Annotated in this window: 11 protein-coding genes; 3 read left to right on the top strand and 8 right to left on the bottom strand. The window is 34.0% G+C overall.

What is annotated here, in order from left to right:
• Positions 1-204 precede the first annotated feature (204 nt).
• Together J2746_RS14810 and J2746_RS14535 are read left to right on the top strand one after the other, a co-directional pair.
• Entirely contained in the window at positions 205-2,487 is a 2,283-nt protein-coding gene (locus tag J2746_RS14810) for a hypothetical protein (RefSeq protein ID WP_245250199.1), read from the top strand.
• Between the two features lie 163 nt (positions 2,488-2,650).
• The gene (locus J2746_RS14535; RefSeq protein WP_209622781.1) at positions 2,651-4,228 is read left to right on the top strand and encodes a hypothetical protein; all 1,578 of its coding nucleotides are present in this window, start codon (positions 2,651-2,653) and stop codon (positions 4,226-4,228) included.
• 36 nt (positions 4,229-4,264) lie between these two features.
• Here J2746_RS14535 and mntA read toward each other — a convergent pair whose 3' ends face one another.
• The 4 genes from mntA to J2746_RS14515 form a co-directional block, all read right to left on the bottom strand.
• On the bottom strand, positions 4,265-4,711 hold the full coding sequence (gene mntA / locus J2746_RS14530) for a type VII toxin-antitoxin system MntA family adenylyltransferase antitoxin (RefSeq protein ID WP_209622778.1): 447 nt from the start codon (positions 4,709-4,711) through the stop codon (positions 4,265-4,267).
• 654 nt (positions 4,712-5,365) lie between these two features.
• The gene (locus J2746_RS14525) at positions 5,366-6,280 is read right to left on the bottom strand and encodes a TRM11 family SAM-dependent methyltransferase (RefSeq protein WP_209622776.1); all 915 of its coding nucleotides are present in this window, start codon (positions 6,278-6,280) and stop codon (positions 5,366-5,368) included.
• A 143-nt stretch (positions 6,281-6,423) separates the two neighbouring features.
• On the bottom strand, positions 6,424-6,960 hold the full coding sequence (locus tag J2746_RS14520) for a hypothetical protein (RefSeq protein ID WP_209622773.1): 537 nt from the start codon (positions 6,958-6,960) through the stop codon (positions 6,424-6,426).
• A gap of 40 nt (positions 6,961-7,000) precedes the next feature.
• Positions 7,001-7,270 (bottom strand): winged helix-turn-helix domain-containing protein, encoded by a 270-nt coding sequence (locus J2746_RS14515; RefSeq protein WP_209622770.1) that lies wholly within the window; start codon positions 7,268-7,270, stop codon positions 7,001-7,003.
• A 94-nt stretch (positions 7,271-7,364) separates the two neighbouring features.
• Here J2746_RS14515 and J2746_RS14510 point away from each other — a divergent pair, with 94 nt between their 5' ends.
• Positions 7,365-8,141 (top strand): DNA-methyltransferase, encoded by a 777-nt coding sequence (locus J2746_RS14510; RefSeq protein WP_209622767.1) that lies wholly within the window; start codon positions 7,365-7,367, stop codon positions 8,139-8,141.
• A 3-nt stretch (positions 8,142-8,144) separates the two neighbouring features.
• Here the strand turns inward: J2746_RS14510 and J2746_RS14505 are convergent, their stop codons facing one another.
• Genes J2746_RS14505 through J2746_RS14490 form a run of 4 tightly spaced genes read right to left on the bottom strand, consistent with a single transcriptional unit; the run spans position 8,145 to position 11,303 of the window.
• Positions 8,145-9,191 (bottom strand): DNA adenine methylase, encoded by a 1,047-nt coding sequence (locus tag J2746_RS14505; protein ID WP_245250198.1) that lies wholly within the window; start codon positions 9,189-9,191, stop codon positions 8,145-8,147.
• 24 nt (positions 9,192-9,215) lie between these two features.
• On the bottom strand, positions 9,216-10,139 hold the full coding sequence (locus J2746_RS14500; RefSeq protein WP_209622764.1) for a type II restriction endonuclease: 924 nt from the start codon (positions 10,137-10,139) through the stop codon (positions 9,216-9,218).
• A gap of 30 nt (positions 10,140-10,169) precedes the next feature.
• Positions 10,170-10,625 carry a hypothetical protein gene (locus J2746_RS14495; RefSeq protein ID WP_209622761.1) on the bottom strand — a complete coding sequence of 152 codons (456 nt, stop codon included), beginning with the start codon at positions 10,623-10,625 and terminating at the stop codon, positions 10,170-10,172.
• Complete coding sequence (locus J2746_RS14490; RefSeq protein WP_209622758.1) at positions 10,626-11,303, bottom strand: hypothetical protein; 678 nt, start codon at positions 11,301-11,303, stop codon at positions 10,626-10,628.
• Positions 11,304-11,372 lie beyond the last annotated feature (69 nt).

Genomic DNA, 11,372 nt, shown 5'->3' with positions numbered 1-11,372 from the left:
GTTCATGAAATGTTCATTAAAACTTAGTTTTGCAAAAAGATGGATAGAAAAGTTCATGAGCGATAAGTTAGAAATGTTTAGTTAATGACTATAATATAAGATCTATTTTTTACATTTTTAACAATTCGGAATAGTAAATAATTAAATCAACGCGTGTAAAGCTTTGCATATATTTATATATTAAATAATTAATTTTTATATGACATGAATTTTGACATAAAACGAGGTTATGAGATTCTTCCAAACAACAACGTTGTATTTGGTATAAGAATCGCAAACAATAGCAATCTTGTTATTTCTGACGTACAGATAATTCTTGACTACAATGAGTCACTTTTCAAGTTGCAGGAAGACAGAGTGTTTAAATTGGGAAACATACCTCCAACCATAGCCAGAACTGCTAAATTCACCCTTAAGCCACTGGGATGTGTACATAAGGAAAAAATTGAAGCTAGTATTAGCTATCGTGATGCAAAATGGGAAAAACACATCGTTAATATGCAGCCAAAAGAGGTCCACTGTGTTTGTCCATTTTTGCGCGCAAAACCAATGACAAAAAATGAATTCATCCAGCTCTCAGGTTCAGGATACAATGTGGAATCCGGTATGAATTTTGAAGGTATCACTGCGGAACAAATTACATCTTTCCTGATGCAGACATGTGCTACACGTCTCTATATAGTAGATGGATATACCATTGCAGAAAGCAATGTTCTTTATTTTTCAAGTGAGTCAATTGGAGAGAACACTTACTATCTTCTTACAGCTTTGATAAAAGAGAATGAAGGACTTACGCAGGTTATGTTCAGGGCAGTTTCTGATAAAACATATGGAATACATGGATTCCTTAATGAGATCATATCTGAACTAAGGCATCTTGTCAATACTATTAATTCTGCAAGAGAAATAGGAGTCATCAAAAATGAACAGGTAATAAACATCATTGATTCTGTGGTGCAAAGAAGCAATCTGTCAGTTGGAAACAATGAATCCTCTATCAATATCTATAATAGTGTAGTGCAGCGAACTAATATCAATTCGTTTCAGAACTCTGCAATAAGACATGACAATAATAATGAGACCAACATCTCAAAAGAAAAGCAAGTTTTTAGCACAACAGATCGAAATTCGCAAGATCAAGATGTTGAGAAAATGTATGAAACATATCGAAAGGACATAAGGAATAAGCAGAATAATACTGAAGTTAAAAGAGAGTCAAGTTCAATCCGCTATTCTCGTAATCCATCTTCTTCCGACAGAAAAATCAATACTTTTCGCAGCACCACCCCGCCACCCAGAAAAGAAGTAAAACCAAAGAGGAAGAAAAGGAGATTTAAAAAACTCATCATGCCCATTTTGTTCATCGCAATACTTGCTATTGCTGCAAACTATTTGATGGAAAATCCTGCCATAGAGGGAAGTATAAGCAATAAATATCAGATATCTACCCAAAATTATGATGTTGTAGAATCGACAGTTACACTTTTTCTTAATTCTGTGAATGATGGAGATTATAATAATGCTTTTAATATGTACCAGGGGAAGGATTTCCTTGCTGTTGCAAGTATTAAGATGATATTTGGAAGTAAGGGCATTGAGCCTGGAAGCATAAATAATATAGAGATTGCATCAACTGACATCGATGGTTCTATAGCAGTAGTGAATGCAAAATGTACTGTTTCAAACACTGATATTTCCGGAAATGAAATGAGTACTTCGATTATTCCTATTTATTTAAAATTACAAAATAGTGAATTGGGATGGATAATTACAGGTGTTTCTTTTAAGCAACCTTTTGAAATAGAATATGAAGAAATTCAAGCAATATCAACAGGAAAGCAGGCAACTCAAGAGGTTTCATCAAACCTGATGGTTAAGACAATTGAAGGTGTTCGAGCTAAGAACTCAGCAAATCAGCTGTCCGGTACAATTGATCTGTTGAAGCTCAAGGTAGGTCTTAATGTGGGCAGTTCACCTGTAGATGTAAATCAGGTAGTGATCTCAATAACTGATGGTACAACCGCAAACAATCTAGTCTATGCAGGAAACCAGAGATCATATGCTTCAGCAGGACAAAATAACGGTGCTATGGATTCATTTAGTACTTCAAGTGCATCTACAAACCTTCAGATCCTGCTGACAGGAACTACAAAGGCAAGCACCACATTCAAAAATTCAGACCATTATTATACAGTAGAGAAGATACGTGATGAGGACAATTCATTCTCACAGAACAATCCTGTAATGAATACTGGAGATCTGATTACAGTATATGTTGCAACAACATCTGATAGTGCAGTATCGTCAGCCTATTCTTATGTTGGAACTACTAGTGTATCAGATGGTATGAAGAAATCAGGACTTAATCTAGTACCCCGGACAACTGTGAACATCGTTCTGACTCCAGAGTCCGGTGCAGCAACCACTGCTGACTTTGTGGCTCCATCTTCATATGGTGTTAAAGAGACCGTGCAATTGTATCCGTGAATTAATCTAAAAGAATATAAAAGTCCCAAGTAACCTGATGAAACTGTGATCATAGGTATTCTCTTTTTTATTGAAACTTATGTTTCTGTTAGTAAAACCAGAGGGAGATAATTGTTGAGTTGAAAACTTATATATAACTAAAAATAATTAGTTTTCAATACTAATGAATATTGATATCAAACGTGGTTATGAGGTTCTCCCGAACAACGACATTGTGTTCGGAATCAGAATCACCAATAATTCAGATACTGTCATTTCTGATGTGCAGGTTATCCTTGATTACAATGAATCAATTTTTGAGCTGCAGGAAGACAGGATCCGGAAACTAAATGACATCAATCCGACCATTGCCCGGACTGCTAAATTCATCCTGAAGCCTACAGCATGTGTTCACAATGAAATGGTCGAAGCGAGTATAATATATCGTGAGCCTAACGGGGAAAAGCATATGGTTGCCATGCAGGCAAAGGAAGTTCATTGCATCATTCCCTTCCTGCGTTCAAAGTCAATTACAAGAGAAGATTTTCTTCAACTATCCAGTACATGGAACACTGCTGACCTTGGAATAAATTATGAAGGTACCAATGTCGAGCAGATCATCTCTTTCCTGATGCAGACATGTGCAAGAAACCTACATGCTGTAGACGGATATACCATCAAAGAAGGCAACGTGCTTTATTTTTCAGGTGAGACAACAGACAGCAATACTCATTACCTGCTGACAGTCCTGATCAAAGAAAATGCAGGACTGACACAGGTTATGTTCAGGGCAGCTTCCGACAATAAAACAGGATTACATGGTTTTCTCAATGAGAACGTATCAAAGCTCAATGGTCTTGTTAGTACGATCAGTTCTGCAAAAGATATCGGGGTCATCAAAAATGAACTGGTAAGTAATATTATAGACACAATAGTGCCTGGAAGCAATTTTTCAGCAAAAAACAGCAGATCATCAATGAATATTGCAAATGATGCCCCACAAAAAAGCAGTTTGAACTCTCTCAAAGAAAATGATGAAAACAATGGGAAACCTGAAGATGTCGACGTTGCCAGAATGTATAATTCTTATTTAAAAGAAGTCAAAAGCAAACCTAAACCGAAAAGAAGCAAAAAGGCAGATCAAAATGCTTCTTATCCCCGGGAACTTTTTAATTCACAAAGAAAACTAAGATCGCCCCACAGTACTACTCCTGCAAGAAAAGAAAAAACAACTGCGAACAAACCTAAAAGGTCAAAGAAAAAATTGATGAGACAGGCTTTGATCATTGCTATTCTTTTAGTATTTGCCACATTTCTGATACAAAATACCGGATTAAAAGAGAAAATAGCAGGAGAATATGTTACTTCTTCATCCGAGTCTGCAGAGATTGTTGTTATAACTTTGTTCAATGCCGTAAACGAGGGAGATTTCACCACTGCTTTCAAACTGTGCGAAGGACAGGAATTCCTTGTGCCTGCGAGTATCCAGATGTTATTCAATAACAATGGGATAGAATCAGGCGGTATCAAAGAGACAAATATTGTGTCAACCGTTGTTGCAGATGAACTTGCGGTAATTGAAAGCAATTGTACTGCAGTAACCTTTGATATCATGGGTAATGAGAACGACCCAGAGATCATTGATGTATATTTCCAGTTGCAGAAAAGCGGATCAAGCTGGGTTATCACAGGAATAGCATTCGACAAGCCTTATGAAATAGGAACTGCAGATAACGATATTATGGCGGAGGAGCAGGGATGAATAATTATCCATCAACGGTGACCATATGAGAATACATCAAAGTGTTCCCTTTTCAGTAATTCTTTCAAGAAAATGCCTGTTCAACCTGTCCTCATAATATTTCCAGTCCAGATATACTGACATGATGCGATGCTCGACATCCACACGCAGATCATCATCCCGTGAAAATATGGTAACGTTTGGCCTTATAATCTCAAATCTGAGGACAGGACTTGCATCATTGATCACGATAAGATCCAGTTTATCACTTTTCAACAGGTCTGAAAGTTCATTTATCAGGTCAATTCGTTTGTAGATCCTTTCTTTTTCCGTTAGTGTCTCAGAAAGATAAACACCGATATCCACATCACTTAACGGGCCTGCCGTGTCCTCTGCCACCGAACCAAAAAGGTAGGCAATCTCAACTGATTCTTCTTTAAGGAAGAATTCTCTCAGAAGAGGAAGAAGTTCTTTTTTGTCAATGGTCGGAGCTCTTTCTATCATGTTATCGTCGGCAAAGATGTTCTAAATTTTTCTATGTGTTTATAAGTAATAAAGATTGAGTGATGCGGAGTTTGTGGGTGACCACATTTTGCGTGTGATTTTGTGGTCACCTGCGTATAAGTTTACAATAGGCTGTTTTTTGCAGTTATCGTTAAGCAAAATCGTTAACTTGGGGGTTAACGATAAATCATGTCTTACATGCAGGTTAATGATGCTGATTTTAGGTTCGATTTTTGCTATCGTTAAGTCGTAAAGTTAACGATAACCGACCTTATGAAGAAAAATCGTAAACCTTGAGAGAACATTCAATCAAAATATTCCAACGTTAGAACTCAAGCTTTCCCTAACAACACACTCCTGCTCTTCCCGACCATCCGGCCCACGTCCATTGTTAAAAATCCCGGACAGCAGCCTATTTTCATAACTTCCATCCCTTCTCTTACATAGGAACTGAGAGTCTTCTGCAGCCATCTGCGAATTTTGTTATCGAGGCTGCTGGGTTGTTCTACGGGGCATATGTTGGTGTTGTTGGGGGGACATGTACGGAGGCTCTTTTGGAGCTGTTATTAGAAGGTTGGTGCTGAGGGGATAAATAAGGTTGATACGAATATTTAGTTTATCATCGAGAGATAAATAGAAAAATGGACAGAATTATTACCACCATTTTATACTACCTTTAAACTTATTCAAGTCCTCATTTTCTTTGGGTTTTCTAAAAATGAACAAATGTTCATGAGCTATTAAATAGAAATCTTTTGCTTTACTATTCCAATCTCCGTAGCCACTTGTTGTGTTCCATTGATGTTTTATTATATCCTCCTTCAAAATGAATCCAACATCAAGAAATGTTTGCATTAACCTAGACGAGAGTGGCACGTAATGTTTATGTCTACGGGTATCACCAATCAAAATTGCACAGATTTTGTTTGGTTTCAAAACCCTAAAACATTCTTTTGCAACTTCCTTTATGTTCTTTTCAAACTCATTAACATCATTAATATTTGAAATATCATCCGCAAGTTTCCCACCGCTGTAAGAGATTATATTAGCATAAGGAGGATGTGTGGCAATAAGATCAACACTATTCGAATCTATCAAACTCAGATTTTTTGCATCACCCACATAAGTTTGGATTTTTGAAATATTGTCTTTTGAATTGCCAGAATGATATTCAAAATCTATCCTGTTTCTAGCAACCATTATAGAAGCAGGATTTATATCGACACCTATTCCATTTCGACCTAGAAGTTTACATTCTATAAGAGTAGTTCCACTGCCAACCATCTGATCTAAAACAGTATCACCTTTCTCAGTATATCTCAATATCAAATTTCGAGGGATTATTGGTGACCAATTGCCCCGGTATTTTCCATTATGGGTCGCCCAATTACCTCTTTGAGGAAATGACCAAATTGTTGTTTTTGGATTTAAATTGCAATCAGAAGGTGCAAAAGTTGTTATGTTCCATTTTTTAGGAAGAAATATTGATTTGTTTGCTACAACAACCTCATTGTTTCTTGAAACTAATTTTGAATATTCATCATGTGTTATACGTTTCATTGTTTCCATCAAAGTCACCGTTTTGACGAAGAGACTTCAGAACACATTATAAATATTACCATTTGAGTCTAAAATAAAAATAGGACTATGATAAATAATTAGAACATATTACTTCATGCAATTATTAATATGAATAAACAAATGCTCTTTAATCAAAGTTCATTTAGTTTTTCAATTTCAGACATTAACATATATCTACCAGAGTAATTCCAATATCTGATGTCTTGCTCAATAAAAAACCATTTTATTGTTTTAAGTATTAAATCACATGGATAACCAGATTCAAAACTTAAATCATCAAACCAACTTTCTTCAATTTCATTGCATTCAAATATCAAATTAATGAACGAAAAAAGCAATTGATACATATCTTCATTTTCTTTTTTTTTCAACACCAAATCATTAATTATATCCTCATGTTTAGGATAATCTCTTACACGTCCCCCATCCAATGCAAAATTAATACCAGGAACTGTGATAAGAAAATCAAATCCGTTTTTTAAATTAGCTGGCCTCTTCAATAGGACAGAATAATTGTCCGATAATTTTTCAACTGAATAGAGATATTTTGAAGCAAATTCACCTTTTCCATTGCCAGGTGTTTCCTCCGAAAACTTGTTAACTACTCTCATACGAACACCATTTCTGGTTCCATTATTAGAGAAGTTGCATTCAATTGTACTCTGCATACTTATCTCACCCATTAATATTACATATATTGAAAACAAACTAATTTTCAGATTGGATCAATAAATTCATTAAATCACTTCCTTTAGAACTGATTATGTAAATTTTCCCAATGTTGTCTTGTGGATTCAAGCACTCAATCAATTCTTTTTCGCATAGCTCTTTCAAGGAAAAGGAGACTTGAGAAAGTGAAATGTTTAGTTTATTTTTGATTTCATTTGCAGAAAGAGGAGAACTTGAATCACAAAGAAGTTTTAATATAGATTTTCTTCTAGAACCTCTCTTTAACCAAGCAAAGACAACCCAATCCATGTTTTCTTTTAAAGTGATGGATCTATTTAAATAAAGTTAAGAATATGTTAAGAATAAGCACAAATATATAGACATAACGTCAATAAAAGGTAAAATGCTCTACTACAAAAAAAATGATTTCAAACTTCTACAAGGAGATTCTTTGAAAATACTACCCCGGATGAAAAAAGAATCAGTTACTACTATCTTTGCAGATCCTCCATACAATCTTTCCAATGACGGTATTACATGTAAAGCCGGAAAGATGGTCAGTGTTAACAAAGGAGAATGGGATCGTTCAAAGGGCTTCGATGAAGACTTTGAATTCACATATAACTGGATCAAAGCCTGCCAACGAGTGTTAAAAACGGATGGAACAATATGGATATCAGGAACTATGCATAACATCTACCAAGTTGGTTTTGCTTTACAGTCATTAGGTTTCCATATTTTAAATGAAATCTCGTGGTACAAGCCTAATGCACCACCAAATTTGAGTTGTAGATATTTCACACATTCGCATGAAACTGTTATATGGGCTAAAAAGTCAAAAAAAACAAAACACAAGTTCAATTACAAGTTAATGAAAGAATGGGATGATAAACTCGGGCCATCTGGCAAACAGATGAGGAGTATATGGAATATCCCTTTGACACCTCCTTCTGAAAAGAAAAATGGGAAGCATCCCACCCAAAAACCAATTGAGCTTTTAAGTAGAATTATTGCAGCTTCATCTGATGAAGGAGATTTAATACTTGATCCATTTAATGGATCAGGAACAACAGGAATTGTTGCGCAGTCACTTGGAAGAAGATACACAGGAATCGAAATTGATGAAAACTATCTGAATATCACTATCGAAAGATTTAAGCAATTGAATTCATCAAAATAAGAATTATTCAGAATAATTAGTAATGATCAATTCGTTTATAGATCCTCTTCCACTACCTTTTGCATTGATCATTCTTTTTGCAGGAACTCTTTCAATTTTGAATTCTGGATAAATATCTTCGAAGAAATGATCATCTGGGTTTTCATTCTTAGGATCAGAGTTACTTAACATTAATTTTGCACCTTTCAAGTGCAACTTCTTGTAAAATCTAGCTAACCTCATCTGAGATTCATCATCAAATGCATCTTTTGAATAAGAATTAAAGCTTGAAGTCTTACTAATTGGACGATATGGAGGATCAAAATAGACAAATGTACGTTCATCTACAACTGATTCGCAGTCTTCAAAATCCCCATGATGTATTATTACATTTTTTAATACCATAGATGCATTTTGTAAATTAGTTTCATCAACAATTTTAGGATTTTTGTATCGACCCATAGGAACATTAAATTCTCCCTTTGAATTTACACGAAAAAGTCCATTAAAGCAAGTTCTATTCAAAAATATTAATTCAGAAGCCCTTTTTACCCAATCAACTCCATAGGTTTCGAAGTCAATTTTAGATTTGCTTTCATTGAACTTCATTCTAATAGAATAAAAAAACTCTTTTCTACCTTCCTCATCAAGATCTAAATACGATGACTGAAGAAATCTTAATTTTTCAATTAAACCGTCTACATCTTTTTGAACCACAGAATAAACTAAAATTAATTCTTCATTTGCATCATAGATGTGACATTCATCAAGTTCAAACTCTTGGAGTACGTGAAACAATACTGCTCCTCCTCCTACAAATGGTTCAACATATTTGTTAATTCGAGCAGTCGAAATATCCATAGGATATCTTTTATCGAACTCTTCTAGTAATTGCTTTTTTCCACCTGCCCATTTCAAAAAAGGTCTGGCCATGTCATTAGATTTAGAAGTATTTGACACTGGTTTTTGAACTATAGAATTTTTCAATAATAAAGAATCTAAAGTATGATTTATAGTTTCTTTCTCAGAACTATCCATTTTTATTCCTAATTTAGTTTGATTTGTGGACATTGATGTAATAGATAAAAGGATTACCTATTGATTAAATATTTCATCTAAAATTCCTTTCTTCAATAGATAGAGATTTAGAACATAGTTGTTATTGTTAAATGTTTCCTCAAGTGGCCTTTGAGTTGTCAACCAGCCTTTTCCATCAGTAATCCAAATCATTTCTACGCCTTGAGAACTAAGTTCATTATGTAGTGTCTTAAATTCACCACAAACAGATTTAAGTTTAGAACCACCGCCATTATAAAAATTAGTTTCCATCAAAAACAGTTTTTCTGTTGATTTATTAAAAACTGCAAAATCATAGCTTCTTGCCGATTTATCAAATTTTACCTGGTAACTCCATTTATATTTGATTTTTTTAGGAGTAGCTTGAGATATGAAATCTAAATTTGAATTATTATCTATCGATTTAAGAACTAAAACCTCAACAATTTCTTCCATTAAAGAACCACCGCGGTTTTTTCTACCATTTGAGTCCAAGCCAACTTCTACACCATAAACATAGTCAACAAAATTTTTGATTTTTTTATCGAGGAATAAATCTATCAAGCCACTTTCTGAAATAAATGTAAAATATTTTTCTGCATCATTCTGAGACATAGAGCTTTTGAATTTGAAATCAAAGATAAAATAATCAAGATCTCCTTTTTTATAGTCCCTTATTACCTCAAGTTTATTATCCCTAACAGCCAATAGCACTGGAAGTGTTTTTATTACTTCGGGATATTTCATTACAAGATGAATAAAATCCTTTTTAATGTCTGTTGAACCAATTAATGAATTAAGTATGTTTAACTCGATTTTCACTTGTTCTACATTTTTATTTACTTTGTCCCAATTTACAAAGTAGTCCCATACTTTTATTGATGTTTTTAAATTACCAATAAAATTAGTGAAGACTTTTTCTTCAGGAACACCAAGGACGGTGTAGAAAGGAAGATATTTCATATTTTTCACCTTTTATTTAATAAAGACATATTATTTCAAGAAATCCTCTTCATTTAGAACATAATTACCTGTCAATAACTGCATATAAAGACTTATCAGTACCTCTTTTCTATCTACAGATAATGCATATTCTTCGCCACCAACCCAATCGAGCAGTTTAAGCAAAATTGGAAATCCTCCATTTGCATATCCTTCAAAATATTGATATTTTTCAGTTTCATACAATACTTTCTGATTTTTGGTGTGAAGGAAAGCAAGTAAATCCATTAAATTTCTATCCTCGTTTTCAAAGAATTGCATCAAAACACCATCTGATGCAGGAGTATCAATTGGTTCAAATCTATTATTAGCATAACCAATTGCTGCAGAAAGAACTAAAATATCACGATAAGAAGAAAATATCTTCGCTTTTCTAAGCTCATCCATTCCTTTTTCATATTCTTTACTTCGTTTAATCCTATATCTCATGTCTACAGAAATTGCCATTTAATTCACCCCTATTATAGACTGATTTTTAGAAGGAATTTTTGCAATTTTGTAGTTACTTTGGACATATGGTTCTATATGCTCTTTCACCACATTATACGAATCAGGAGAGATCATTAATATTACTTGATCCGAGAATGACTGAAGTTTTTGTGCTGAATTAAACAAATTATCACCAGATAAATCTCCAAAGGGTGAATCAATCAAAAATGGATAAACCTTCTCACCTTGTATATCATCTTCTTTCTTAGAACAAGAATAATCTAAAATAGCTTTTGCAAATGCAATTGCTATTGTTTTGCTTTGGCCAGTAGATTTGCTAACAGCATTGTCAAGAATTATAAGCTCTTTTTTTTGTTCATCTGAAAGAGCATTTGAATTCACCTTGTATTTTCGACATAATTTATCCCAATTTGTATTTTGCAAATTAGTGGAAATAGATTCAGTATAATAATTGACAACACGGTACTTAATTCCAGGCACATTGATGTTATGAATTAAATGAACATCTCGTCCTTTCTCTGACTTTTCAGCAATTTGTTTATAGGATTCCTTTAGCATCGTATTTATTTTCCTTAATGCTATTTTTTGTAATTCATCCTTCATTTTTTCAGTAGCTTCTTTTGATTTGTTTATAAATAACCACTTTTCAGGCTTTGTAGAAAACCTACTTTCCATTTTATTTTAACATAATAATTTAAAAAGGATTAGTCCCCTTAGCATTATCTGCTACCGAAAACACAAAGG

The sequence above is a fragment of the Methanolobus bombayensis genome (genome assembly GCF_017873415.1).
Classification (GTDB): domain Archaea; phylum Halobacteriota; class Methanosarcinia; order Methanosarcinales; family Methanosarcinaceae; genus Methanolobus; species Methanolobus bombayensis.
Note: the sequence above shows the minus strand (reverse complement) of the source record. Positions and strands in the feature narration are given on the sequence as shown.

Excerpts from the sequence above, each read along its gene's own strand:
- J2746_RS14810 (WP_245250199.1), top strand. The coding sequence starts at position 205 with ATGAATTTTGACATAAAACGAGGTTATGAGATTCTTCCAAACAACAAC.
- J2746_RS14535 (WP_209622781.1), top strand. The coding sequence starts at position 2,651 with ATGAATATTGATATCAAACGTGGTTATGAGGTTCTCCCGAACAACGAC.
- mntA (WP_209622778.1), bottom strand. The coding sequence starts at position 4,711 with ATGATAGAAAGAGCTCCGACCATTGACAAAAAAGAACTTCTTCCTCTT.
- J2746_RS14525 (WP_209622776.1), bottom strand. The coding sequence starts at position 6,280 with ATGGAAACAATGAAACGTATAACACATGATGAATATTCAAAATTAGTT.
- J2746_RS14520 (WP_209622773.1), bottom strand. The coding sequence starts at position 6,960 with ATGCAGAGTACAATTGAATGCAACTTCTCTAATAATGGAACCAGAAAT.
- J2746_RS14515 (WP_209622770.1), bottom strand. The coding sequence starts at position 7,270 with ATGGATTGGGTTGTCTTTGCTTGGTTAAAGAGAGGTTCTAGAAGAAAA.
- J2746_RS14510 (WP_209622767.1), top strand. The coding sequence starts at position 7,365 with ATGCTCTACTACAAAAAAAATGATTTCAAACTTCTACAAGGAGATTCT.
- J2746_RS14505 (WP_245250198.1), bottom strand. The coding sequence starts at position 9,191 with ATGTCCACAAATCAAACTAAATTAGGAATAAAAATGGATAGTTCTGAG.
- J2746_RS14500 (WP_209622764.1), bottom strand. The coding sequence starts at position 10,139 with ATGAAATATCTTCCTTTCTACACCGTCCTTGGTGTTCCTGAAGAAAAA.
- J2746_RS14495 (WP_209622761.1), bottom strand. The coding sequence starts at position 10,625 with ATGGCAATTTCTGTAGACATGAGATATAGGATTAAACGAAGTAAAGAA.
- J2746_RS14490 (WP_209622758.1), bottom strand. The coding sequence starts at position 11,303 with ATGGAAAGTAGGTTTTCTACAAAGCCTGAAAAGTGGTTATTTATAAAC.